The 26,847-nt window shown below is 41.5% G+C and carries 22 protein-coding genes; 11 read left to right on the forward strand and 11 right to left on the reverse strand.

The features are described from left to right. Positions 1-90 precede the first annotated feature (90 nt). Positions 91-582 (reverse strand): YajQ family cyclic di-GMP-binding protein, encoded by a 492-nt coding sequence (locus tag BMX50_RS01210; protein WP_091206519.1) that lies wholly within the window; start codon positions 580-582, stop codon positions 91-93. Between the two features lie 193 nt (positions 583-775). On the opposite strand from BMX50_RS01210, the gene ppk1 reads away from it, so the two are divergent. The 4 genes from ppk1 to BMX50_RS01230 all read left to right on the forward strand — a co-directional run bounded on the left by ppk1 (position 776) and on the right by BMX50_RS01230 (position 4,983). After that, positions 776-2,821 (forward strand): polyphosphate kinase 1, encoded by a 2,046-nt coding sequence (ppk1, locus tag BMX50_RS01215; protein ID WP_091206521.1) that lies wholly within the window; start codon positions 776-778, stop codon positions 2,819-2,821. Positions 2,822-2,823: 2 nt separating this feature from the next. Beyond that, positions 2,824-3,702, forward strand: coding sequence for a Ppx/GppA phosphatase family protein (locus tag BMX50_RS01220; protein WP_091206523.1), 879 nt, complete (start codon positions 2,824-2,826; stop codon positions 3,700-3,702). A 173-nt stretch (positions 3,703-3,875) separates the two neighbouring features. Then, a complete protein-coding gene (locus BMX50_RS01225; RefSeq protein ID WP_167667781.1) occupies positions 3,876-4,439 on the forward strand; it encodes a UbiX family flavin prenyltransferase in 564 nt (187 codons plus the stop codon). Between the two features lie 46 nt (positions 4,440-4,485). Next, positions 4,486-4,983, forward strand: a complete 498-nt coding sequence (locus BMX50_RS01230) for a DUF6265 family protein (RefSeq protein ID WP_091206525.1) — start codon at positions 4,486-4,488, stop codon at positions 4,981-4,983. Between the two features lie 43 nt (positions 4,984-5,026). On the opposite strand, the gene BMX50_RS01235 is transcribed toward BMX50_RS01230, so the two are convergent. Further along, positions 5,027-6,526, reverse strand: coding sequence for a malate:quinone oxidoreductase (locus tag BMX50_RS01235; protein ID WP_091206529.1), 1,500 nt, complete (start codon positions 6,524-6,526; stop codon positions 5,027-5,029). 303 nt (positions 6,527-6,829) lie between these two features. On the opposite strand from BMX50_RS01235, the gene BMX50_RS01240 reads away from it, so the two are divergent. Beyond that, a complete protein-coding gene (locus BMX50_RS01240) occupies positions 6,830-7,372 on the forward strand; it encodes a hypothetical protein (protein WP_143065059.1) in 543 nt (180 codons plus the stop codon). 3 nt (positions 7,373-7,375) lie between these two features. Here BMX50_RS01240 and BMX50_RS01245 read toward each other — a convergent pair whose 3' ends face one another. Further along, positions 7,376-11,671, reverse strand: a complete 4,296-nt coding sequence (locus BMX50_RS01245) for a hybrid sensor histidine kinase/response regulator (protein WP_091206535.1) — start codon at positions 11,669-11,671, stop codon at positions 7,376-7,378. 175 nt (positions 11,672-11,846) lie between these two features. Between BMX50_RS01245 and BMX50_RS01250 the strand changes: the two genes are divergently transcribed. Then, complete coding sequence (locus tag BMX50_RS01250) at positions 11,847-12,059, forward strand: VF530 family protein (RefSeq protein ID WP_091206538.1); 213 nt, start codon at positions 11,847-11,849, stop codon at positions 12,057-12,059. A gap of 63 nt (positions 12,060-12,122) precedes the next feature. Here the strand turns inward: BMX50_RS01250 and BMX50_RS01255 are convergent, their stop codons facing one another. The 4 genes from BMX50_RS01255 to BMX50_RS01270 form a co-directional block, all read right to left on the reverse strand. Continuing rightward, positions 12,123-13,421, reverse strand: coding sequence for a DEAD/DEAH box helicase (locus BMX50_RS01255; RefSeq protein ID WP_091206543.1), 1,299 nt, complete (start codon positions 13,419-13,421; stop codon positions 12,123-12,125). Between the two features lie 82 nt (positions 13,422-13,503). Next, on the reverse strand, positions 13,504-14,301 hold the full coding sequence (locus BMX50_RS01260; protein ID WP_091206546.1) for a tRNA pseudouridine synthase A: 798 nt from the start codon (positions 14,299-14,301) through the stop codon (positions 13,504-13,506). A 110-nt stretch (positions 14,302-14,411) separates the two neighbouring features. Next, positions 14,412-14,636 carry a CDGSH iron-sulfur domain-containing protein gene (locus BMX50_RS01265; RefSeq protein WP_091206548.1) on the reverse strand — a complete coding sequence of 75 codons (225 nt, stop codon included), beginning with the start codon at positions 14,634-14,636 and terminating at the stop codon, positions 14,412-14,414. A 97-nt stretch (positions 14,637-14,733) separates the two neighbouring features. Continuing rightward, positions 14,734-14,961: a hypothetical protein gene (locus BMX50_RS01270; protein ID WP_143065060.1), complete on the reverse strand. Its 228-nt coding sequence runs from the start codon at positions 14,959-14,961 to the stop codon at positions 14,734-14,736. A gap of 148 nt (positions 14,962-15,109) precedes the next feature. On the opposite strand from BMX50_RS01270, the gene BMX50_RS01275 reads away from it, so the two are divergent. The 4 genes from BMX50_RS01275 to BMX50_RS01290 all read left to right on the forward strand — a co-directional run bounded on the left by BMX50_RS01275 (position 15,110) and on the right by BMX50_RS01290 (position 20,254). Further along, positions 15,110-16,141, forward strand: coding sequence for an aldo/keto reductase (locus BMX50_RS01275; RefSeq protein ID WP_091206554.1), 1,032 nt, complete (start codon positions 15,110-15,112; stop codon positions 16,139-16,141). Positions 16,142-16,308: 167 nt separating this feature from the next. Then, on the forward strand, positions 16,309-17,127 hold the full coding sequence (locus BMX50_RS01280; RefSeq protein ID WP_091206556.1) for a peptidoglycan-binding domain-containing protein: 819 nt from the start codon (positions 16,309-16,311) through the stop codon (positions 17,125-17,127). Between the two features lie 289 nt (positions 17,128-17,416). Then, positions 17,417-18,748: a Gfo/Idh/MocA family protein gene (locus tag BMX50_RS01285; RefSeq protein ID WP_091206559.1), complete on the forward strand. Its 1,332-nt coding sequence runs from the start codon at positions 17,417-17,419 to the stop codon at positions 18,746-18,748. A gap of 144 nt (positions 18,749-18,892) precedes the next feature. Next, on the forward strand, positions 18,893-20,254 hold the full coding sequence (locus tag BMX50_RS01290) for a 3-keto-disaccharide hydrolase (protein WP_091206562.1): 1,362 nt from the start codon (positions 18,893-18,895) through the stop codon (positions 20,252-20,254). A 131-nt stretch (positions 20,255-20,385) separates the two neighbouring features. Here the strand turns inward: BMX50_RS01290 and BMX50_RS01295 are convergent, their stop codons facing one another. The 4 genes from BMX50_RS01295 to BMX50_RS01310 all read right to left on the reverse strand — a co-directional run bounded on the left by BMX50_RS01295 (position 20,386) and on the right by BMX50_RS01310 (position 25,179). Then, a complete protein-coding gene (locus BMX50_RS01295; protein WP_091206565.1) occupies positions 20,386-21,414 on the reverse strand; it encodes a GntR family transcriptional regulator in 1,029 nt (342 codons plus the stop codon). A gap of 115 nt (positions 21,415-21,529) precedes the next feature. Continuing rightward, positions 21,530-22,543, reverse strand: a complete 1,014-nt coding sequence (locus tag BMX50_RS01300; RefSeq protein WP_317040854.1) for a cytochrome d ubiquinol oxidase subunit II — start codon at positions 22,541-22,543, stop codon at positions 21,530-21,532. Then, the gene (locus BMX50_RS01305; protein WP_091206567.1) at positions 22,540-23,862 is read right to left on the reverse strand and encodes a cytochrome ubiquinol oxidase subunit I; all 1,323 of its coding nucleotides are present in this window, start codon (positions 23,860-23,862) and stop codon (positions 22,540-22,542) included. Before BMX50_RS01305 ends, BMX50_RS01300 begins: the two co-directional genes overlap by 4 nt. Positions 23,863-24,147: 285 nt before the next feature. Then, positions 24,148-25,179, reverse strand: coding sequence for a LacI family DNA-binding transcriptional regulator (locus BMX50_RS01310; RefSeq protein WP_091206570.1), 1,032 nt, complete (start codon positions 25,177-25,179; stop codon positions 24,148-24,150). 130 nt (positions 25,180-25,309) lie between these two features. On the opposite strand from BMX50_RS01310, the gene BMX50_RS01315 reads away from it, so the two are divergent. Next, positions 25,310-26,788, forward strand: a complete 1,479-nt coding sequence (locus BMX50_RS01315; protein WP_091206573.1) for a xylulokinase — start codon at positions 25,310-25,312, stop codon at positions 26,786-26,788. The last annotated feature ends 59 nt before the right edge of the window (positions 26,789-26,847 follow it).

Below are 26,847 nucleotides of genomic sequence, written 5' to 3' on the forward strand. Positions count from 1 at the left end.
CGGTCAATATTTAGTATATAAAAAAGGAGGTATCTAATTAAGATACCTCCTTTTTTAGCACTTTAAGTACTGATATTAAGCTTTAATACCTTAATCTCTCATATTGATGTATTGCAGCGGTTGGCCAAAATCTTCGGCACGGCAAAGGCTTATAACCGCCTGCAGGTCATCTATCTTTTTGCCTTGCACACGTACCTGATCATCCATTATTGAAGCCTGTACCTTAAGGCCACTGTCTTTGATTTTCTTTACGATCTTTTTGGCGGCTTCTTTATCAATACCTTCCCTGATCTTAATTTCCTTGCGGATCATATTGCCCGAAGCATATTGCTCTTTACCAAAATCAAGTGCTTTAGGGTCTAGATGCTGTTTTACCATACGGCTTATAATACTGTCTTGTATGGCTTTAAGGCGCATATCGTTTTCAGTAACTATAGTAACCTGGTTTGTTTTTTTATCCAGGTCGATAGTGCTTTTTGAATCGTTAAAGTCGTAACGGTTCAGGATTTCTTTTTTTGCGGTATTTATCGCGTTATCAAGCGTTTGCCCGTCTATCTTACTAACTATATCAAATGTTGGCATAAGTAGTGTATTGGTTATAAATGTTTTGCAAAGCTAATGTATTGTTAACATACAGCGCAATATTGCAACAAATTGTTTAACTTCTGCAATAAATAATGGTGAACGAAAACAGGTTAATTCCTCACGAGTTAATATTAAGTTAACAAATAAATAAGCAGATTTGTAACATCTGGCTGTAAAGCAAGAAATTCTTATGGATAAACAGGTTCCCTTAATTAATAGAGAAATAAGTTGGTTATATTTTAATGATCGGGTTTTGCAGGAAGCAGCCGATCCAACAGTCCCACTGATTGACAGGATCCGTTTTTTAGCCATATTTTCATCCAACCTCGACGAGTTTTACAGGGTAAGGGTAGCCACGCTGAGCCGTTTAGCGGCCCTGAACGAGAAATCTAAGGAGATACTTGGTTATAACCCCAAAAAGGTACTTAACCAGATCAAAAACATTGTGGTAAGGCAGGAACGAAAGTTCAATAATCTTTACGAAAATATTATTGTTAAGCAGCTTGCTGAAGAAAAAATCTTTATCCTGAATGATAAACAGCTTAACGTAACCCGTGGCACCTTCGTTAAAAATTATTTCAGGGAGAAGTTGCTGGCCACATTGGTGCCTATCATGCTCAATGATACTTTACCGCTGCCCGAGCTTAGGGACAGGGCTGTTTATTTTTTTGTAAAGCTTACTACCAATAAAAAAACGCGATTTGCCCTTATCGAGTTTCCGGATAACCTTTCGCGTTTCGTAAAGCTACCCGATACCAATAACCTGAAGTTTATTATCCTGCTTGATGATATTATCAGGTATAGCCTGGAGGACATCTTTTTCATTTTTGAACACGACAGCATCGAGGCATATTCCATTCAGCTTACCCGCGATGCAGAGCTTGACCTTGATAAAGAAGTGAGCGAGAAATTTGTCGACTCGCTGGCTAAAAGCCTTCAAAAGCGTAAAAAAGGCAAGCCCATGCGTTTACTGTATGATTCAGACATGCCTATGGACATGCTGAAGTACCTGGTGAATAAAATGGGTTTACATGGCGAAAGCCTTATCCCGGGCAACAGGTACCATAATTTTAAAAACTTCATCTCGTTCCCAAACGTTGGTGGTCCCGAGTTAGAATACAGCAAATATGTACCGTTACCGGTTGCTGACCTTTCGTTTGGTAAAAGTCTTATCGAGCTTATTGCTAAAAAGGATTATTTGGTAAGTACACCATATCAATCATATGATTATATAATTCACTTTTTACGTGAGGCTGCTATTGACCCGAAAGTAAAGGAGATCAGTATTTCCGTATATCGATTAGCCGAAAATTCGAGGGTGATTCACGCTTTGATCAATGCAGCCAAAAATGGTAAAAAAGTAAACTGTCTTGTTGAGTTAAGGGCCCGTTTTGACGAGCAAAATAATATCCATTGGAGCAACAGGCTTGAGGAAGAGGGTGTAACTGTGCTTTATGGCGTTCCCGGCTACAAAGTGCACTCAAAAATATGTTTGGTAAGCCGTACCGAAAAAGGGAAGCTGGCTTATTATGCCTGCCTTTCCACAGGTAACTTTAACGAAAAAACTGCGCAGATCTACGCCGATCATACCTTGCTAACAGCTAACAAAAGGATCACTGATGACCTGGTGAATGTTTTTAAAGCTATTAACCGGGGACAATTAGCTAAAGGACTCAAAAGCCTTATCGTATCGCCAATTGATTCGAGGCTGGCAATTTACAAGCTGATTGATAACGAGATCAAAAACGCAAAGGCAGGCAAACAGGCATACATGATCCTGAAAATGAACAGCCTTGCCGATGAAGACCTGATTAATAAGTTATACCAGGCCAGCAATGCCGGGGTAAAAATCAAGATGATCATCAGGGGAATGTGCTGTTTAATAGCTGGAGTAAAAGGCTACAGCGAAAATATTGAGGTGATTAGTATTGTAGATAAATACCTTGAACATGCCCGCGTACATATTTATTGCAATGGTGGTAAGGAGCTCATCTACCTTACGTCGGCCGATTTCATGACCCGTAATATTGATAACCGAGTTGAAGTTGGCTTCCCGATTTACGATGAAAAACTACAGCAGGAGATAAGGGACATTATTGATATCCAGCTTGAGGATAATACCAAAGCCCGCGAAATCAACAGTCAAAATACTAACAAATACCACAAAACAAACTCGCCCGAAAGTCACCGTGCGCAGATAGAGATATATAATTATTTAAAAAGTAAAACAAAATAACATTGAGATACGCTGCCATTGATATAGGTTCAAACGCCGTGAGGCTTTTAATTGCCGACATAATTCAAAACACCGGATCGGTGTCATTCAAAAAAAATACCCTGATCCGTGTTCCTTTGCGTTTGGGCGATGATGCTTTTATTCAGCAACATATATCTGAGAAAAAAACTACGGAACTGGTTAAATCAATGGTTGCTTTCCGTAACCTGATGGATGTATACAAGGTTACAGATTATTTAGCCTGTGCAACATCGGCCATGCGCGAAGCCAAAAACGGAGAAGATGTTGTTAAACTGATCAAAGAGGAGGCAAACATCGACATTGAAATTGTGCATGGATCGAAAGAAGCCAGCATTATTTATGCCAGCCATGCCGAACAAAACATTGATAAAAGTAAAAATTACCTGTATGTTGATGTTGGCGGCGGTAGTACAGAGCTTTCATTGTTTTCAGCAGGAGAGTTGATCGTTTCCCGATCATTCAACATAGGCACCATTCGCATCCTTGACAACCAGGACACCGAGGAAACATGGAACGAGATGAAGGACTTCATACGCGATAATACCCGTAACTTCAAACAATTATCGGGCATTGGTACCGGTGGCAATATTAACAAGCTTTTCAGATTATCTGAGGAGAAGGAAGATATGCCGCTAACTTTTGCTAAACTAAGGTCATTATACACTTACCTGAGTTCGTTTTCATTAAAAGACAGGATCAACGTGCTTGGCCTTAACCAGGACAGGGCCGATGTTATTATTCCTGCATGTGAAATTTACCTTACCGTAATGAAAAATGCCAATATTAAAAATATCTATGTGCCAAGGGTAGGTATGGTTGATGGTATTATTCAAACTTTAATAGAGAAAAATTTACAATAAACAGGTTAAAATTATTTTAACAAATTGTTTAATAATTTAAAAACTCTTATTACATTTGTAGTGCCCTCTCAAGGGCATGTTTTTCATAGGTAGATGTAGGGTCGGGTACAAGTTATTCGACCCTTTTTTGTGCCCCTAACTTTTTGTGTGTTCGGGTGGTTGAAGGAGTAATTATGAGGAAAAAGATAGTTGTTGCTATTACGGGCGCCAGTGGCTCAATATATGCCAGTCTGCTGCTAAAAAAACTAAATCAGTTACAAGGTCAAATTGCCGAAGTAGGTGTTGTCATGTCTGACAATGCTAAAGACGTTTGGAAATTTGAGCTTGATAACGAAGATTACACCCAGCTTCCCTTTAAATTTTATGCTAAAAATGATTTCATGGCGCCCTTTGCCTCGGGTTCGGCAAAGTTTGATACTATGGTAATTGTTCCGTGTTCAATGGGTACGCTTGGGAGAATAGCAGGCGGAATCTCTGATGATCTGATCACCCGTGCTGCCGATGTAATTTTGAAAGAGCGCCGAAAACTGGTTTTAGTAGCACGAGATACCCCGCTTAACCTGATCCATATCCGCAACATGGCTACGGTTACCGAAGCCGGCGGCATTATCTGTCCTGCAATACCGTCTTACTACAGCAAACCGCAAACTATTGAAGAACTGGCCATGACAGTAGTAAACCGTGTGATTGATCTGATTGGATTGGAAAGCAAAAGTTACGAGTGGAAAGGGATGTAACATAGCAGAACAAATTACCGGCGCGAATTATTGCTAAATTCATATCATGAACTTAAAATATATTCTTTCTGCGTTCATCTGCTTCGCACTCATTTCTGCAGGTTGCTTTGCACAGGTAACCAAAGCAAAAGTTAATCAGTTGGCTTTTATGGCCGGCATCTGGACACAAAAGCAGGAGTGGGGCGACATGGAAGAATTTTGGAGTGAGCCAATGGGTGATAGTATGATCAGCAGCTTCCGGGTGGTTAAGGATGGCAAAGCGGTATTTTATGAGTTTGTTGTTATTGAAGAACAAAACCAGGTGCCGATTTTTAAAATGCGTCACTTTAACCGTGGCAGTATAGGTTGGGAAGATAAAAACAAGCCGCTGCTATTTTACCTGGTAGGCATCGGAAAAAACAAAGCTGAATTTGAATTGAAAGATAAATCTGTCCGCCTCACATACCAATTGGTCGCGCCTGATAAGCTGGAAGTGATCCTTGCCGAAAACGACAAAAAAGGTAGATTGAAAAAGGATGTATTTAACTATTCGCGAAAGAAATAATAATTACTTTTTTCACGAATAGTCAGAGAATGCAAATTTCTATTTAAACCAATCCGAGCGCTTTACTTGTCCTTGCTCTTGTTTCATCGCTTAAGGCTTCATTGTTTGCCAGCGACTCACCATATGAAGGGATCATTTGCTTAAACTTTTGCTGCCAGGCTTCTGTTTTAGCCTGATTTTTAAAGCAACGCTCAATAAGCTGGATCATAATAGGTACTGAGGTTGACGCACCTGGTGATGCCCCCAATAAGGCCGAGATGCTGCCATCCGCAGATGTTACCACCTCCGTTCCAAACTCCAGCACACCCGTGTGTTTCGGATCTTTTTTGATAACCTGTACACGCTGGCCTGCTATATCCAAATCCCATTCTTCGGCTTTGGCTGTCGGCATGTAATCCTTTAGCGCGTTAAGCCTGTCGGCAGGTGATTGCAATACCTGCGAAATAAGATATTTTGTTAAAGGCCAGTTATCGCGCCCCACGGCAAGCAGGGGAAGTATATTATTTAGTTTGATAGATCCGAAAAGATCAAGCAGAGATCCTTTTTTCAGGAAACGGGTTGAAAAACCTGCATATGGGCCAAAAAGCAAAGCTCGTTTACCATCAATCATACGGGTATCCAGGTGAGGAACCGACATTGGTGGCGAACCAACTGATGCTTTTCCGTACACCTTAGCTTCGTGTTGTTTTACCACATCGGGATTGTTGCACACCAGCCACTGGCCGCTTACAGGGAAGCCGCCAAAACCTTTACTTTCCGGAATGCCCGATTTTTGAAGCAAGGGCAATGCACCGCCGCCGGCACCCACAAAAATAAATTTGGCGTTCAGCTTTCTTTTATTTCCGGTAGTTTTATCTTTTACCGTAACCTTCCATGTGCCGTCGGCGTTACGTTTAATGTCCTTAACATCATGGTTAAGACTAATGTTTACGTTTTCTTTTTGTTTAAGCTCATCTATCAGCGCGCTGGTAAGGCTTCCAAAATTCACATCCGTACCAATATCCATAAACGTTGCAGATACCTTTTCATTTGGATCACGGCCTTCCATAACCAACGGGATCCATTGTTTTATCTGGGCTTTATCCTCTGAATATTCCATCCCTTTAAAAAAGTGATGTTTAGTAAGTGCTTGCTGGCGTTTTTTCAGGTAATCAACATTTTCGGCGCCCCACACAAAACTCATATGCGGCACTTTCCGAATAAAGCTTTCGGGGTTATTTATAAGGCCCTGATCAATAAGATAAGTCCAAAACTGTTTGCTGATATCAAACTGTTCAGCAATTTTGATAGCCTTTTTTATTTCAACGCTGCCATCAGGAAGCTGAGGAGTATAATTTAATTCGCAAAAAGCCGAGTGGCCGGTACCTGCGTTATTCATCGGGGCCGAGCTTTCGGCTGCAATGACATCCAGGCGTTCAAAAATTTCAATCGTCAAATCGGGTTGCAGCTCTTTAAGCATTACACCAAGGGTGGCGCTCATAATACCTGCGCCAATTAAAACCACATCAACCGTTAAATTTGAACCTGTACCGCTATTAGTCATTTTATTATGATATCCTGCATTAGTTTGCAGTGTTATTTATACCAAGGTAAACCTCGTTTTTGAAAAATTGTTATGATGGTTTAAGTCTTGCCGGCAGTTAACCGGCCGGGCCAAAATAAATCAGGCAATTTTAAGAAATTTTTATAGAAAAACTGTCCTTTACTTATCCAATTAATGCAATAAAATCTATGTTTAAATTGTTTAAACTTAATTTATAGATTAAAACCGCATTTGGTATATCCAAACACATTAACACAAAACGGTTAAAATGATGTATATAAATAAAGTGCTAAATTATAAACCATGAATCTGTTTAAACCATGTATTTACTTTTGTGTTTTGGCGATGACAATATTTGCCTGCAGGCAATCCAATAAACAATCCAAACCGAAGCCAGTATCAAATGATATTTCAAAAACAACGGTAACGGTAGCCGGCAAAAAAGATAGCGTGATTAACAATCCGCGCAAAAAATATGGAGAGGCAACGGTAAGCGATCCCTGCGTAAAATGTTTGCTGGCCGTTATACAGGATAGTAAAAGCTACAAAGAAAACACCAACGGTGTTTCGTCGCAAAGTATAAATTTTACCATTAACTGGGTAAAAGCATCCGCACCGGCATTAAAGCCCGACACAAGCAACAAAACCAATGGTTTAAGGGTTGATGTAAAGAAAGAAGAAGATGGTGAAGATACCCGACTATGCTCATATATATATAATAATACAAACGGCACAATGTACCTGCTTGATAGTCAAAACAAGTATAAGAATGAAGTTTCAAGCATCACGCCGGCTATCCTGAAAAAAATCCGCAATAGTTGCTATTGGGGAGTCGCTTCGCGATAATGGTTAAACATATTTGCCTTTTATGTTTTTCATCATTTTGTAAGCGCCCTTTAAAACATTGATCAGCGCATCGGTTTTCATGGGTTTGGCTATATAGTCGTCCATACCCTCGCTTATGCACATATCCCGATCGTCGGGGCCTGCATTCGCTGTCATAGCAATAATAAAAGGTTGCTTAAAGGCATATTGACGAATGTGGCGGGTTGCCTCAAAGCCATCCATCTCGGGCATCTGCACATCCATGAAAATCACGTCAAATTTTGGATTGGCTTTTAATTTATCAAGGGTTTCGTACCCGTTATGCGCCATATCAAATTCGTAACCCAGCTTCTCGAGAATGCGGCTGATAAGTTTTTGGTTAACGGTATTATCCTCGGCCACGAGAATGTTAAGGGGATATTCTTTTGCAAAATTCACATCGAGCAATTTATCCGGCTTTATTTCGGGTGCAGGTGGCTGAATTTTACCCTGAAACTCGGCCTGTAAGCTTTTGCCCAATTGCGATTGTTTTACAGGTTTGGTTAAAATGGACGAAAATAAGCCCGGGTATTTTTTCTTTGACCCATCGCCAATGGAGCTAAGCATAATTACCGGAAGAGCTTTATAGTTGTTTTTGATCTCCCGCGCTAATCCAACACCATCCATCTCGGGCATCTCCATGTCAGTTATAACCAGGTTAAAACCATTATTGGCGGCAAGTACATCAAGCGCCTGTTTGCCCGAAGCTGCAGCTACAGTTTGAATTCCCCATTGTTCAAGCTGTGTTTGCAGGATAAAGCGGTTTGTTTTATTATCATCAATAATAAGCACCTTTTTTCCTTCGAGCTCTTCCGCATTAAAAACAATAGGTACTTGCTTGGATTGTTTGCTGCTGATGGCGGTTTTTATGGTAAATACAAATACAGAGCCCTCACCAAAAACACTTTCGGCCCATATTTCGCCGCCCATCAATTTCACCAGGCGTTCGCTGATGACAAGCCCCAACCCGGTGCCGCCATATTTGCGCGTGGTTGATGAATCAACCTGCGAGAAGGCATTAAACAAGGTTGTCAGCTTATCTTCCGGAATACCTATACCAGTATCCATAACGCTAAAGCCAATCTCAATTTCTTTATCATTAATTTTCTTTGACAAAAACACTTTAATAAACACCTCACCGCGCTCGGTAAACTTCAGAGCATTTCCTGTTAAATTGGTAAGCACCTGTTTTAGCCTTAAACTGTCGCCAATAACCTGGTGGGGCAGGGCCGGATCAATCTGATAAACGAGTTCGAGTTCGCGTTTAGCAGCATTTTGCGAAAAGATATCCATTACCTCTTCAATACATTGGCGCAGGTCAAAATCTTCCTGCTCCATTTCCATTTTCCCTGACTCAATCTTGGAGAAATCAAGAATATCGTTGATCACATTTACCAAACTGTCGCCACAAGATATAATGGTATCGGTATAATCACGTTGCTCTGCATTCAGTTCAGTTTCGCCTAACAACGAGGCCATGCCGATAACTCCGTTCATCGGTGTCCTGATTTCATGGCTCATCGTAGCTAAAAATATGCTTTTGGCCTGGTTGGCTTTGTCTGCTTCTTCCCGCGCTTCACGCTCCTGTTCTTTTTGCAATTGCAATTCTTCTGATTGAGCCTGCAACTCTTCGTTCAATGCCTGTAATTCTTCCGACTGATTTTGAAGTTCGATATTCAGTGTTTGGAGATTTTCAGATTGTGCCTTTAATTCTTCCGATTGTTGCATAACCTCGGCCGTACGTTCGGTAACCTGTTCTTCAAGCAGATTCTTTTGTTGTACGATGGCATTTATCCTAAGTCGGTGCCATGTATAAATAATTACCGCAACAAAGAAAACAAGTAAACTGATAAACCACCAGGTGAGCCAGAAAGGAGGGAGTACGGTTACATTTAAACTTACCTGCCTTATAGACCATTTTCCGTCGGTGCTGCGGCTTTTTACCCTGAAAACGTAATTGCCTGCGGGTAAATTAGTGTAAGTTGCTGTATTTTTATTGCCAACGTAGTTCCAGCCTTTATCAAAACCCTCCAATTGATAAGCGTACGACTCCTTATTACTTAAGGCATAATCCATCGAGACATATTCAAAGGATATAACAGATTGATCATGGGTTAAGGTGATAGACTTTGTCTCCGTAATTTCTTCTTTCAATGGCGAGGGATCGTCACTGTTTTGAGCTACGCTGATAGACTTATTATAGATCTGGAAATCGGTGAGTACCAACGGCGGGTCGTATATGTTATTTCTGATGCTTTCTGGGTTGAACATGTTAAACCCGTTAACACCACCAAAATACATGACCCCATCACGGCTTTTTACTGCCGAGTGAGGTTTAAATTCTTCGGCCTGCAGGCCATCTTCAATAGTAAAATTCCTGAATTTATTGGTTTTAGGATTGTATCTCGAAAGACCTTTATTAGTGCTGATCCATAAATTACCGCTGCTGTCTTCTTCAACAGCATAAGTATAATTATTGGGCAGGCCATCCTTTACTTTGAAGTTTGCAACTTTACCTGTAACCGGATTTAAACGATAAATACCTCCATAAGTACAGATCCAGATATTACCCAGATGATCTTCAAAAAGGTCAAGGGCAGTGTTATTGCCAAGCGCACTGTTCAGTTTTTCATACTGCACAGGTTTAAATGAATTAGTTGCCGCATCAAATAAATTAACACCGCCATCATTAGTGCCTACCCACAGGTTTCCCTTCGAATCGCCAAGTAACGAATTGATATTATCGCTACTGATGCTTTTGGGATTATTGGCATCATGACGGTAATGAATAAATTTGTTGGTTTTAGGATCGAAGAGATCAAGTCCTGTTCCAAGAGTGCCAAACCATAACTTCCCATCAAGTGTCTTGGCTATGGCATAGATGTTATTGCCGCTTATGCTGGTGCTATCGTCAGGATTATGCTTAAACGACCTAAAACTGTTGGTTTGCGGGTTCATCATGCTTACCCCATCGCCCCAGGTGCCTATCCATAAATTGTTTTTGGCATCTTCCTGAATAGTCAAAACATAATTACCGCAGATGTTACTGTTGCTATTTTTATAAACTTTGAACTCGCCTTTTTCAGGGTTAAAAAGGTTAAGGCCGCCGCCATCTGTACCTACCCATATATTGTTCTTTTGATCTGAGTAAACACTTAATACAAAGTTATTAGATAAGCTGCCGGTTTGTGCCCCATGCTGGTAATGAGTAAAGTTTTCGCTTGTTTTTTTATAAAAATTAAGACCGGAAGCAAATGCGCCTATCCACATGTTGCCGTTTTTGTCTTTCATGATAACATCTACCGAATTATTGGCGATACTACTGTTATCTACATCATCCTCCTGGTGGTTATTAAATTTGCCCTGGGCGTAATTGAAAATATTCAGCCCGCCATTTTCGGTGCCGATCCACAAGTCGTGATTACTGTCTTCGGCAAGGCATTGTACACTGTTATAAGAAAGGGAGCTTTTGTTACCGGGATCATTTTTATAATGAATAAAGGCTTTGGTAGCAGGATCAAACAGGTTGAGCCCCCCGTCGCTTACGCCTACCCATAAACGGTGACTGCTGTCTTCTAAAATTGCATTGATCTTATTAGCCGAAAGAGATGTTGATTTGTTTTCATCATGCACAAAACGGGTAAAATTATGGCTTTGCTGGTTATAAAGGTTTAAACCTCCATAAGTTGTGCCTATCCATAGTTTATTTTGGCTGTCTACATAAACTGTACGGACGTTATTATCACTTAAACTGCCTGTGTCGGTTGCAATATACCGGTAATGCGCAAACTTTTTTTGGGTTATATTAAACTGATCAAGACCCTCTTTTTGATTTGCGATCCACAGGTTGCCGCTTTTATCAAGTGCTATCTTAACTAAAATATCACTTGCTATTGAATTAATGTTGCCGGAATTATGACGATAATGGATAAAACGATCAAATTTACGGTCGTACATGTTTAACCCGCCGCCACTGGTTGAGATCCATAGATTGCCATCATGATCCTCAACTATATCCTGAACAAAGCTATTGCTGATACTATTATTATCGCCGACAATATTTTTAAAAACTTTGAATTTGTTACCGTCATAACGATTAAGGCCGTCGCGCGTGCCCACCCATATAAAACCCCGGCTATCCTGTATTATGCAATTTATATTTAATTCAGAAAGCCCCTCACGGCTGCCAATATGCTGAAAATGAATGGGGCGGTTTTGTGAGAATACGCATAACGAAATAGCTTGCAATAATAAAACAAGGTAACACTTATAGCTATTCATTAAAATAATTTTGGGCAAATTGAAAGAAGCGGTTTAAACGTGAACCATTAGCAGCATTAAATTTAATAAATTTCATCATTTATTAAATATGAGCTAATAACATTTAGTATTTAAACGGGCCAGCGACAAATTTTGTTATATTATTTTAACGAAACAAACATTTACTTTTGCCCCTATGCAGCAACAGCCCAACAATCCATTACATGGTAAAACCCTTGAGATGATACTTAACGAACTGGTAGCCCACTTTGGCTGGAAAGAACTGGGTATGCGGATCAGGATCAATTGTTTTAATGATAATCCGAGTATCAAATCAAGCCTCAAGTTTTTGAGAAAAACAGATTGGGCAAGAAAGAAGGTTGAAGAGTTGTATTTGGAGATAGCGTGATGGAAATGTGATGGAGACTTACGAAGTTTTTAAAACTTCGTAAGTCTGGATATAACGGATTTTTTACCCGTGCTTTTTCTTCTTATTCATTTTGGCCTTAGTACTGGCGCTTAAATTATAAGTTTTGGCATTTGATGCTTTCTTTTCGTGAAAAGCTTCGCCAACACCCGCAGGTTTAACATCCTCTTTTGCATCTGTCTTTTTAGGCTTCGACTCGGTTACGATGACCAGGTCATCAGGCAAATCGGCCACAGGGATCTTATTCCCGATCATCTGTTCAATCTTTTTCACCTGGCTCAACTCAATATCAGTGGCAAATGTCATGGCCAGTGTTTCTTCTTTATTATCCGGGTTATGGTTTGCCACGCGGTTAATAAACAGATCATTATCGGCAGGTAAATCAAAGTGGATCAGGAAGGGGATACCACTCAGGTTAACTTCTTCCTCGTTTTCGTTAGTTACGATCAGGATTCTTGCGCCGTTGTCAGCTTTAAAAGCTTCAATATCTTTAAATCCTTTTGTATCAAAAAACTTTGGGTTCAGATAGGCAACACCCGTACGCAAACGGCTTTTGAGACTTTGAAAAAGCTTTTCGGCTGTAGTTTGATTGTTTACAAACACCACGGTTTTAGTAAACAATTCTTCATCGTACATGAATAAATTGAGCAGGTTAAGTTTAGTGCCGAAGTTAGGTACATTATACAACAGCTGCTCATAGGTTTCAACAGCTGTGTCGCCCAATTCGTCTACTTCAATTATAGCTGGTTGTCTCATGAACGGATCAATCATTTTTTCGAGTTTGGCATGCATAACTTCGGTAAACACCAGGTGCTGACCTTTGTCAATGCTGTTAGCCAGTTCTGCAACCGGCAATTGCAATCCTCTTTTAACTATCTGATCGGCATCGTCAACCACCAGCAAATCAACCTTATTTAAATTCAGGGCTAATTTAAGATAGATAGCTCTTGCCCTGTCAGGAGTGGCTACAACAATGTCGGCACCATCGGCAAGCTCATCCATCTGGCTTTCAAAACCGGGGGTAACGTACAAACCAACAATACGGATGGATTTATTTTTGTTAAGCCTGTCAAACTGTTCTATAACAGCAAATACATGCTCTTTTTCGGGTACGAGGATCAACACGCGCGGTACACCCTCCGGGGCGTAGTTAAAGCGGTTTAACACACCCAATACGTAGGTAGTAGTTTTGCCGCTGCCCTCCGGACCAATGGCAATAATATCCTGCCCGCCAATAATACGGTTGATGGTTTTAAGCTGGAGCTCTTTAGGATTTGCAAAACCGGCTTCGTTTACCGAACGCAATAATTGTTTATTAAGCTTCAATTTATCAGACCACGCCATCAGTATATCGATTAAAATTTAAAATGAGGGTGCAAAAGTACCAAATTAACGCGTCATATTTTTAAAAATCAGCAGATAAGCGTTATATAGGGTACCAGTCGGTACTATTGAGCAATGAAAATGCCGACCTCGGTTCAAGATCGAGGTAACGATACGTAACTTTTGAAAGGTATAAACCCTGCGGATGAGCCGGAATAATGATTTTGGGCGTTTGTTTATTAGCGATATAAAATTCAAACTCATCTGTACTCATCTTGCCCTGACCAATTTCAAGCAACCTCCCCATAGTTATCCTGATCATCTTGTACAAAAAACGGTTGGCAGTAATGTTAAACCTCAGTTTACTACCGTTGCCATCAATATAAAGCCCGGCAGATTTTACGTGACAGATAGTATGCTCTATTTTATCAGGTGTTTTACACAAAGCGCGGAAGTCGGTATAATCAGGCAGAATAGAAACAGCCTTTTTCATGGCATCCAAATCAAGGTCCTGATCAGGATAAAGCGAGCTGAAACGGCCCAGGAAAGGGTCTTTATAATTGTGGATGAAATAATCATAAGATCGGATCACACCATCAAAGCGGGCATGTGGATCGCCCTGCATCGGGATAATATCAAATATGGCAATATCATCCGGAAGCAGCTTATTTAGGCGAAACAAAAGGTCAAAGTCTAAATTATCATCAATATCAGCATGAAAAAAATACTGACTTGCGTGTACTTTGGCATCCGTACGACCACAACCGTTAATGGCAACCGGGTATTTCAGGATTTTTTCCAGGGCTGTTTCAATTACCTCCTGTACTGTAATTGCCTTCGAGAGTTTTTGCCAGCCCGAATACCTTGCACCATGATAACCTATGTGAAAAAAGTAACGCATTATTATTTATGAGTATAGTTTTCAAAAATGCAGATTATTTCAAGAACACTGCATAAAACAAAAGCCCAATGTAATTAAACACCGGGCTTTATGTATATAAAAACAATTGTTTATACTTTTTTTGGCGGCAGATCAAATGCTATAGCGTTATGCTCAAAATGGCCTTTGTGCGAACCATCGCAAAATGGCTTATTTGCTGATAAACCGCAGCGGCAGATAGAAACTATCGTACGGCCCTGTAAACCATAAGCATTACCTTGCATATCCACTATTTCGAAATCGCCATCTATTTTAACCGAACCGTTATTGTTAATGGTAAGTTTAGTTTTCTCCATGTTTTAAATTTTGCGCAAAGTTAAAATATGGCAGTAGGCTAATGTGGTTTATTTGTTATTTAGAAGTGTTCCTGATTGGACAAACAAGGGCGCGCCTTTAATTAAACGATTGGTTAAACGCAACGAGCACTTGCAGAAAAACATCCCGGTCAAGCGCAAAAGAAGACGGCTGTTCGGGTTTTACCGGTTTTCCATTTTTTATTTTAAGCGGAAACAAGGCAATAAAATCACGGATACTGATCTCGTATCTTAGCGTCGGGTTGCGGCGATGGATTTCTTCCAGCCTCATCTCAAAAATGGAAACGCTTAGCGGGTCTGCAATCATTACCCAAAACTAATATTTGTTTATTTGTCTGCAATGAAGCGTTATTCATAAATGACAAACTTATGATGCGTAAAAATCGGCCCGGCATGTCATTCCGCATAAATTTGTGATAGAGGCTGCGGCCTTTTACATCATAAAACATTAAACTATGGAATACAGACAATTAGGTGCATCTGGTTTGCGGGTGCCGGTATTGAGCTTTGGTACTGCCACATTTGGCGGTGGTAACGAGTTTTTTAAAGCATGGGGCAATACCCAGGTTGATGAGGCAAAAAAGCTGGTTAATATTTGCCTTGATGCCGGCGTTAACTTATTTGATACCGCTAACGTTTATTCGCAGGGTATTTCTGAAGAAATATTGGGGAAAGCACTGGAAGGTATCCGCAATGAAGTGCTGATTTCAACCAAGGCCACTTTTACGATGGGAAAAGGAGTTAACGACTTCGGTTCCTCACGTTATCACCTGATTAAGTCGGCCGAAGATAGTCTGCGCCGTTTAAATACCGACAGGATCGACGTTTATCATATGCACGGTTTTGATGCTAACACGCCGGTTGAAGAAACATTAAGGGCGCTTGACGATCTGGTAACCAGTGGTAAGGTGCGTTACATTGCCTGCTCCAATTTTTCGGGCTGGCATTTAATGAAATCACTATCTGTATCTGAAAGATACGGATGGAGCCGCTATGTTGCCCATCAGGCATATTATTCGCTGCTTAACCGCGAGTTTGAATGGGAACTGATGCCATTAGGTATCGATCAAAAAGTAAGTACCATTGTTTGGAGCCCGCTGTCATCAGGTCAGCTAAGCGGCAAGTTTAGAAGAGGACAACCAATCCCCGAAAGTTCAAGAACGGTACAGGGTGGTGCACATGGCCCGGCCACAAATTTTGATCATTTGTACAATATTATTGATGCGCTTGATGAAGTTGCCGAAGAAACAGGCAAATCAGTAGCGCAGGTTGCATTGAACTGGTTACTGCAAAGGCCTACTGTTGCCAACCTGGTAATTGGTGCACGCAACGAAGAACAGCTTAAGCAAAACCTCGGCGCCATTGGTTGGAATTTAACTGTTGATCAGGTTAAAAAACTGGATGCCGCCAGCGAGGTGGACCCAATATATCCGTACTGGCACCAGCGCCAAAACTTAAAGCTGGTACCGCTGCCAATACAGTATTAAATGTATTTAACAAGAAAGCTTACGTAGTTTTACGTAAGCTTTCTTGTTAAATACCGTAACAGCACGCTGTTATGGTTATACTGATTCGTTTAGTTTTGTCTTAAAGGTAATACGATATTGGCTATTACAATATCTAAACCTTATCACTTTTTAAAAACCTTTCCTTTATGATCAAAAAACAGTACCTCAAAGAAATAGTTATATCGGCTACCCAGCAAAAAGGTAATGCTTCCAATAATCAAAAAGAAGTATCCAAAATTCAAAGCTGGCTAAATCTGTATGCGGTTACTAATCCTTCGGCAGGCACTGCTACAGGCATTGATGGTAGTTTTGGCCCCGGTACTGAAACGGCAGTTAAAAATTTTCAAAAAGCGAAAGGTCTGTCCCAAACAGGTATTGTTGATAACAACGTTTTTGCAGCATTAACTCAGCCCATGGTAAATGCATTCAAAAGTCCTGTTACCGGTACCGGCCTTAGGGAGTTGATTGTAAATACCGCAATGCAGCATTTAAGCAACGCGCCTTTTGAACTTGTCATAAAGGGGCAAAGTAATAGCGGGCCGTGGGTGAGGGCTTACATGGATAATAATGAAGGTACGCCATGGTTTTGGTGCATGGGCTTTGTGCAAACTATCATTGATCAGGCCGCAACACAATTAGGAAAAGATTTTCGTACGCTTATGCCGCTTACCTACAGTTGCGATACTGTGGGCACTACCGGTATCAGTAAAGGTTTGCTAAGTCGCGTGGCAACAGTAAGGGCTAATCCTTCAATAGTTAAGCCTGGTGATATTTTCCTGGTTCAAAAAACACCTAACGATTGGTTTCATACCGGTCTCATTACCGGTGTGCACGGCGATTTGTTTGATACCATTGAAGGAAATACCAATACCGATGGCAGTAGTAATGGAAACGGCGTATATAAACGTGTACGTAATTTCCAAACATCAAAGCTGGATGTATTTTCAATACAGCCACTTGTATAATAGCTTTCCCTGCAATTAATACCCCCTTGAGCCCCGTTTAGGGGCTTTCTGTTTTTTGGGAAACCTGAATGCTTAAGGCAGAGAGCCGAAAGCTAAGCGGATGTTCCTTACAATATTTAATGCTTTTAGCTTTCTGCCTTGGGCTTTAAGCTCAATTAAGTAACAGTTAAATTACAATTGCTTCATAAAAAAAATGCCTGATAGCTTTAGCCCTTTATAAATCTTAGCTAATTTGCGGCGCGGCCCGCCGGGTTACGCGTATTAAAACCCAATTAACCTGTTTTGAAAAATGATTAACCGTCGAAAGTTTATTCAATCAACCGCTGTAGCGGGTACAAGTTTTTTACTTGCACCTCAACTGTCAAAAGCTGCCGGATTTTTTAAGGGATCGCCTAATGAAAAAGTAGTAATAGGCATGATGGGCACCAACAGCCGGGGGCTGTACCTTGCCCAAAGTTTTGCTAAACTGCCTAATGTAGAGATCGGGTATATCTGCGATGTTGATTCGAACGTGGTTGCTAAAACGATTGATGCAATCTATAAACAAACAGGAAAAAAGCCGCAGGGTTTAACAGATATCCGCAAAATGCTGGAGATAAAGGATATTGATGCTGTAGTAGTTGCTCCGCCCGATCATTGGCATGCGCCCGCAACAATTATGGCTTGCCAGGCCGGTAAACATGTTTATGTCGAAAAACCATGCAGCCATAATCCGCATGAAGGGGAGATGGCTGTTGAAGCGGCAAGTAAATATAAACGACTGGTGCAAATGGGGAGCCAGCGCCGTTCGTTTTCTAATGTGCAGGCCATGGTAAAAGAACTGCATGAGGGCGTGATAGGTCGTACTTATTATGCAAAGGGTTGGTATACCAATCACCGTGCAAGTATTGGCAAAGGTAAACAGGTACCGGTGCCTGCTAATTTAAATTACGATTTATGGCAGGGCCCAGCACCAAGAAAGCCTTATCAGGATAACCTGATCCATTATAACTGGCATTGGTTTTGGAATTGGGGCACAGGTGAGGCATTGAACAACGGCACGCACGAACTTGACGTAATTCGTTGGGGGCTTGGTGTTGACTATCCAAACAAGGTAGTGTCAACAGGCGGCCGGTTCCATTTTGACGACGATTGGCAGACACCCGATACTCAAAATATACTTTACAATTTCCCCAATAACACAGCGGCCGAATGGGAATGTCGTAGCTGCAATGGCTTCGATATCGAAAAATTAAGCAGGGGAGTGGTGTTTTATGGCGATAAAGGAACGCTGTTTTATGACAGTGGCAATAGCTATCGCGTTTATGACGGTGATAACAAACTGATAAAAGAGATTAAAGACGATACCAAAGTAGATGGCACCAATAAAGTAAGCCCAACTGAGGCACTGGACGGCTTCCATATGAAAAACTTTGCCGATTCGATACGTGGGACGGATAAGCTGAACTGTCCGATTGAGATTGGTTTTAAATCAACCCTGTTGCCGCAATTAGGTAATATCTCATACCGTGTTGATCGGGTGTTGCATATTGATCCGAATAACGGCCATATATTGAAGGATCCCGAAGCACAAAAACTTTGGAGCAGGGAGTATGAGAAAGGTTGGGAGGTAAAGGTATAAATGTCTATGTCTTTATGTCATTGCGAGGAGGAACGACGAAGCAATCTCTTAGCTGTGCATGCCGAAAAAAGCATTGGCGACGAGATTGCAGCGCTATCGCTCGCAATGACATCTATTTAAAATCAAACAAGAAAATATCAATCAATGAAAAAAATAATCTACCCTGCAATTATGCTTTTGGCGTCAACGGCATTGAGTCCTGCAAGCGCGCAAACCAAATTATTTGATGGTAAAACCCTTAAAGGCTGGAAACGGCTTGCCGGCAATGCCGATTATAAAGTAGAAGATGGGGCTATTGTTGGCACCACCGTACTTAACTCGGGCAATTCATTCCTGGCTACCGAAAAGGAATACGGCAATTTTATACTGGAGCTGGATGCTAAAATTGAAAGCGAGCTAAGTAACTCGGGCGTGCAAACCCGTAGCCATTTTGACCCTGAAGGTAATAAAGGCAAAGGCAAAGTATATGGCAGGCAGTTTGAGATCGACCCATCATCACGTAAATGGACAGGTGGCATCTATGATGAAGGTCGGCGCGATTGGCTTTATCCGCTTGATCTGAACCCAAAGGCTAAGGAGGCCTTTAAAGTAGGTGAATACAATCACATTAAAATTGAATGCATTGGCAATGAAATGAAAACCTGGGTAAACGGTGTACCAGCCGGCTACGTAGTTGATACCGTTGACAGCAGAGGCTTTATAGCATTACAGGTGCATGCCGTAAGCGAAGAAAAACAGGCTAATAAAAAAGTATACTTCAAAAACATTATTATCAAGACCACTAACTTAAAGGCTACTCCATTCCCAAAGGATGTGTATGTGGTTAACCTTACACCAAACAGCATAACAACTGCCGAAAAGGCAAACGGCTGGAAGTTATTGTACGATGGTAAAACCAATACCGGCTGGCGAGGTGCAACCCTTAAAGGTTTCCCTGAAAAAGGCTGGGAATATGCTAACGGCACCATGCACGTATTGCCATCTGCGGGGCAGGAAGAATCAGGCGGCGGCGATATCGTAACCAATGATAATTATAGTGCTTTTGACCTGTCGTTTGAATTTAAACTTACTCCGGGTGCTAATAGTGGTGTTAAATATTTTGTAACCCTGTCCGAAGTTACCAAGGGGTCAGCTATTGGTCTGGAATACCAGGTACTTGATGATAAACTGCACCCCGATGCCAAACTTGGCCGTGATGGCGACCGTACTTTAGCCTCGTTGTACGACCTCATCAAAGCCAATAAACAAGAGCGTTTTGTGCACCCTATAGGAGCATGGAATATCGGTCGCGTGGTGGTATATCCAAATAATCACGTCGAACACTATCTGAATGGGGTAAAAGTATTAGAATATGAACGCGGTTCAACAGCTTTCCGTGATTTGGTAGCTATCAGCAAATATAAGATCTGGAAAAACTTTGGTGAAGCTGCTGAAGGGCATTTGTTATTGCAGGATCATGGCAATGAAGTGTTTTTCAGAAGTATCAAGGTTAGGGAACTGAAGTAGTAATATTCATTATGTCATTGCGAGGAGGAACGACGCGGCAATCTCGTAGCTATGCATCTTCGATATGCATTGGCTACGAGATTGCCACGCTATCGCTCGCAATGACATGTTTTTTTGTTGCGCTACGAACTTTACAACGAACTCCTCAACCTCATCGTAAATGGCACAGCAAAATGCTCATGGCAATTGTTCAAAGCAAACTCAGCTGCTTTGCTGCCCATGAGTTTAAAATCGGTTGATATGGTGGTAATACCGTCAAGAATGATCTCTTTGAGCGCCGTTTCATTATAGGATATCACACCCACATCTTTAGCTACCTTCAAATCAGAGGCGATGATCTTTTTAACGAGGTCAACCAAGTCATCCTCTGTAAGACTAATATATACGGTGTTTTTCTGGATGGTTTCTGTAGATAGCGTTTCAACTATGCCGTATTCAAAGGCGTATTGCCTGCAAAAATTCAGGAAACCTTTCATGATCTCTTTAGAGTGATAGGTTTTACCGGGGAAGATCAACTTGAGCGTATGATATTTACTCAGGTTGTCCAGCATGCTTTTCAATGCCTCGTAAACATCCGTAGCAAAGTTTTCATATATCGCTGCAAATTTGCCGTTTACACCCGGAACCAGGTTATCCAACAAAATCAGTTTATCCTTAGGGATGGTGTTAATGATTTCATGCGCTTTTGTTTCATTATCTATGAAATGCGGGATAACGATGTATTTGGCATAATCGGCCTGGATACTTTCTGTGATGATCTTTTTAAAGAAGTAAAAATCATTATTGTAGATATAAAAATCAATTGCCGCTTGCTCGCCAATGGTAGCTACAAAGGCATCATAAATAATCTTTTTATGAGCGCTAAGCTTGTTGAACAGCAAGAAGATCTTGAGCGGCTTCTGAAAATCGGTATTTGAAATAAAAAAACCTTTTCCCGGCACCGAACTTACAATTCCTTTTTCTTTCAATTCCTTGTAAACCCTTTCAATGGTATTGCGTGAAGTATCCAGCGCATAGCTTAAATCATTGATAGAAGGAAGCATATCGTCCTTTACTATTTGCCCGCTTTCAATAGCCCTGATAATAGCATTAGATAGTTGCAGGTACTTAGGCGTAATGGAGTACTCGTCTATCGATAAGATCTTTAAATAATTCTTCACAACACAAATGTAATATTTGAAAGCGCATTTTTACCCTCAACAGGATAGACAAAGACGGTTATGTCGAGCTTTATCGGTCAATATAGAATCAACGAAATCAGCGTAATCAAAAAACTCAGCGGTCTTTCTTTTTAAACGCATAATACAAATACCCCAATGCCGGTAATATAAATAAGCTGCCTACCAATAAACCAATACCTAAGTCATCAATACTGTTGCTGTTGGCGTGTTCGGTAAGTAAGGACATCGAACTGCCATCCTTAAAAATAACAAACCTTGGGAAGCGTGAAAACCCAACCGATATTAATATCATACACACCTGGAAAGCTGCCAGTACCCTGATCCATTGCCGGTTGCGGCGATGTGATATGATCAGATAAAGTACAGCTAATGAAATTGTTGCAGCTATTACCGCAACTAAACTCACAGGGTTGCCAAAAATCCAGTTAGCCAGGCGAACATGCTCAAAATGAGAAGCCAGGAACACTAATGCGCCACATATTACGGCAGCAATGTTCATGATTTTTGCCTTGCGGATATAGCGCTTGATTTCGTCAATGTCTTCAGTTTCGCCCACTATATAAATAGCTGCAAGGAAGCCGCACAACGCCACGGTAAAAAAGCCAACGGATACCGAAAACCAATTAAACCAGCTAAATATGTAGGCATGTACAAAATCGGTGGCTTTGGGATCAATCTGTCCGGATAAAGCGCTGCCCGCAATGATTCCTAAAAACAACGGTGTAACAAAGCTCGAATAAACGAATATATGGGTATAAAAGGCCTGCGTCTTTTCGTCTTTAATAGCATCATAGTTACGGAATGAAAATGCCGTACCCCGGGCAATTACACCAAGCAGCATTATCAATAACGGAATATGCAGGTAAATACACATTTCGCTGTAAATAACCGGGAATCCTACAAATAACACCACTACGGTAATGATAAGCCACATGTGATTAGCCTCCCAAATGGGGCCAATGGCCTGGTACATGATTTTGCGGGTACGATGTTTATTATCTGTCGATGTGAAAAGTTCAATTATGCCCGCACCAAAATCAGCTCCGCCCAGTAAAAAGTAAAGGGTGATTGCAGCAAAAAGGAAAAGGATTACAATATATAGCATCATGACTGAGCGGTTTTGCGGTCATACAATTCAGGCACCATCTGGATCTGCCTTTTTAATAGGAATATTACAGCTATGCTCAGCGTAAAGTAAATAAAGCTGAACAGGTAAAACGAATACTGAATGCCGGGCATTGGTGTAACCGCTTCGCTGGTACGCATAACCCCTTGTATAATCCATGGCTGGCGACCGACCTCGGTAACTGTCCATCCGGCTTCAAGGGCGATAAAACCGAGTGGGGTAGCCCAAATGAAGGTTTTTAGGAACCAGGGTTTGGAGATCAGGTCTTTCTTTTTCCAAAGCTCATAAAAATAAATGATCCCGATCAGCATCATCAAAACACCAATACCTACCATGATCTGGAATGCGTAATGCGTAACAGCTACCGGTGGCTGATTTTTTACAGGGATCTTATCTAATCCGTTTACCGGCGTTTTAAAGTTATCATGCACCAAAAAACTCAGCAAGCCGGGGATTTCTAAACCGTAATTTACTTTTTTAGCCACGGTGTCGGGAATGCCACCAATAACCAACGGTGCATACTCCTGAGTATGAAAATAGGCTTCCATTGCGGCCAGTTTTGCAGGCTGATGTTTAGCTGCATTTTTGGCCGAAAGGTCACCGCTGAAGGGTTGCAGAATCGCTGCAGCTGCTCCGAATATAATGGCGATTTTAAATGCCTTGGTATGGAAAGCAATGTTTTTCTTTCTGTATATCATTAACGCATGGATGCCCGCTACCGCGAAACCTGTTGCTGAAAATGCTGCAATGATCATATGTAATGATTCGGAAAACCAGGCTTTATTGAACATGGCTTTTACCGGGTCGATATTAATATACTGCCCGTTTACAAAATCAAACCCTGACGGACTATTCATCCACGAATTGGCGGCTACTACGAGGATGCCCGACGCAACACCGCTCACCCCAACAATGATTCCGGCTGTCCAATGTACCCAGTTATTTAACCGGTTCCACCCATAAAGGAATAAACCTAAGGCTATCGCCTCGATAAAAAAGGCCACACCTTCAAGCGAGAATGGCATACCAAAGATAGGGCCGGCATGCTTCATAAAGCCCGGCCAAAGCAAACCGAGCTCAAACGAAAGCATGGTGCCTGATACGGCACCGGTGGCAAAAAAGATAGCCACGCCCTTGCTCCAGGCAACAGTGATGTTTTTATAAACAGGGTCCTGTGTTTTTATCCATTTGAAGTGTGATATAGCCATAAAAACCGGCATCACCATACCGATACAGGAGTATATGATATGAAAACCTAACGATAAGGCCATTTGGGATCTGGCCGCTAAAAAATCATCCATACGTGTTATACTTAAATAATGGCTGAAATTAAATGTTAATGTAACAAATCTGTAACTAAATGCTTATCGATATTGAATTTAAAGTGTGTTTTTTATTGGGGTAGAGTTGGATTAATGAGTAGAATTTGGTAATAATAACAGTTAAAAAATGTCATTGCGAGGAGGAACGACGAAGCAATCGCACGGAAGCACGGCCGTTCTGCATAGCATACGGTTGCTACGCTACGCTCGCAATGACATTTATTTTAATCTTAATGGATCATCAATTCTTATAAGCAAGCGGACTTATCCCTTCTTCGCCGTCGACCCCCTGATGATCAATTCCGGTTTTATACTGATGATCTTCGGTTTAACCGAAACCTCGGTATTGGCATTCTCCTGGAAAAACAGGTTACCAATGGTTTTACCCATATAAACGCTAAACTGATCTATCGAAGTTATCGACGGACTGGTGATCTCTGTAAAAGCTTCATTGGAGTAACCGCAAATTCCCAATTCTGAAGGCACCTTGATATTCATAACATTGGCTACCTCCAAAACACCCAAAGCCGAAAAATCAGATGTTGATGCAAATATCGCATCCGGCGGGTGGGGGAGATTAAGCAGTTTGCGGGTAGCTTCAGCACCGAGCTCTTTTGTCCATGCATTTTCTACTACCAGTTCATCAATAACTTTCACCTTGTGCGTTTCTAATGCCCTTAGGTAACCGTTTTTGCGTTGGCGAAAAATATTCAGGTTTTGCGGGCCTTCCAGTAAAGCTATCCGTTTATAGCCGTTTTCTATCAGGTGGGACACCGCCTCAAATGAAGCCTGCTCGTTATCGTTAATTACTTTTAGGGTCTCCAGTTCTTCAGCAACGCGGTCAAACTGGATGAGTTGGATACCATGGTCCAGTACGTTTTGCAGGTGCTGGTAATCATAGCTATCGGCAGATACCGAGATCACAATGCAATCTACGTGCTGGTTAATGAGCGTATTTACGCATTGAATTTCTTTATCATGCACCTCGCCCGATTGGCAGATGATCAGGTTATATCCTTTTTGATAGGTTGTTTCCTCAATCCCCGCTATCACGTTACTGAAAAAGTTCTGGTTTATCCGTGGTACCACCACGCCAATGGTTTTTGAATGCCCCTTGCGCAGGTTTGAAGCAAGGGTATTGCGTTTGTAATTCAGCTCATCGGCAGTTTTAATGATCAGCTCCCTTGTTTTTTCGTTTACCTGGCTACTGTTGTTCAGCGCCCTTGATACCGAAGAGGCAGTTATGCCGAGCTTGGCGGCAATGTCATAAATGGTGGTACGTTTAACTTTCTTCATTATAGCGTGCAAGTTGGAAAAAATATTTTACGCAATCGATTGCAATTTTTATTTATTTCTTTATTTTCGTTGCGTTAAGTTACCAATTAATAAATACAACCAAAAAATCATACAAAAATCTGAATAGGCTATGCTGTTATTAGGGATCGATATAGGTACGTCGTCGGTAAAGGTAAGCGTTGTTGATGCCGCAACTCAAAATACAATTGCTTCGGCACAATACCCCGACCAGGAGTCGCCAATAAAAGCATTGCGCCCCGGCTGGGCCGAGCAATCACCGTCAATGTGGTGGGAGCAGGCACAAAAAGCATTGGAGCGCTGTCATGCTAAGGGCGGTTACCATGCAAAAGATATAGCTGCCATTGGTATCGCTTATCAAATGCACGGTCTGGTATTAGTTGATAAAGATCAAAACGTACTTCGCGACAGCATTATATGGTGCGATAGCCGCGCTGTTGAAATAGGCGATAAGGCTTTTGCGGCAATAGGCGAGGAGCATTGCCTGTCGCACCTGCTTAATTCTCCGGGGAACTTTACAGCCTCAAAACTTGCTTGGGTAAAGGAAAATGAACCGGAGGTCTACAGTAAAATTGATAAAATCATGTTGCCGGGTGATTATATCGCTATGAAACTGACCGGCGAGATCACCACGTCTGTATCTGCACTGTCTGAAGGTGTGTTCTTCGATTTTAAAGCTAATGGTATCTCCAAAGAGGTCATCAGTTACTTTGGTTTTGATGAAAGCCTGTTCCCGGTTATTAATCCTGTATTTTCCTCGCATGGAACTTTGCAGGCGTCCGTTGCTGAAAAACTGAATTTAAAGGCCGGTATCCCGGTTACCTATAAATCAGGCGATCAGCCCAACAATGCTTTATCATTAAACGTACTTAATCCCGGCGAAGTAGCAGCTACTGCGGGTACTTCAGGTGTTATATATGGTGTAGATGACCAACTGGTCTATGATCAGCAATCGCGCATTAATACTTTTGCTCACGTTAATTATGCCTCCGAACAAAAAAGACTTGGTGTACTGCTTTGCATTAACGGAACAGGTAGTTTGTATCGCTGGGTAAAAAACACCTTCGGAACCGGCTACAGCTACAATCAAATGAATGCAGAAGCCGAAAAAGCGCCTTTGGGCAGCGAAGGCTTGCAGGTATTACCCTTTGGCAACGGCGCGGAGCGCATGTTAAATAACAAGCAGGTAGGTGCACATTTCCAAAACATCGACCTTAACCTGCATACCCCGGCACATATTTTCAGGGCGGTACAGGAGGGGATAGCCTCATCATTCCGCTATGGTTTTGATATTATGCGCGGTAATGGTATGAACCCAACCGTGATCCGTGCCGGTAAAAGCAACCTCTTCCTGAGCGATCTGTTCACCCAAACGTTTGTAAATGCTACAGGAGTACCTGTCGAACTTTATAATAATGACGGCAGCGTTGGCGCAGCATTAGGAGCGGGCATAGGCGCAGGAATTTTCAAATCACCATCCGAAGCATTCAGCAATATTAAAGCCATTAAACTGGTTGAACCAACAACCGATCAGTTTGAACCTGTTTACCAGGAGTGGAAAGCCTTGCTTGATTTGAAGCTGAAAGCGTAAGGCCGAAGGCTGAAAGCGAAATTTAGAACCTCAATAATTCAATACACATAAATCAATAA

The sequence above is a fragment of the Mucilaginibacter gossypiicola genome (genome assembly GCF_900110105.1).
Taxonomy (GTDB): Bacteria; Bacteroidota; Bacteroidia; order Sphingobacteriales; family Sphingobacteriaceae; genus Mucilaginibacter; species Mucilaginibacter gossypiicola.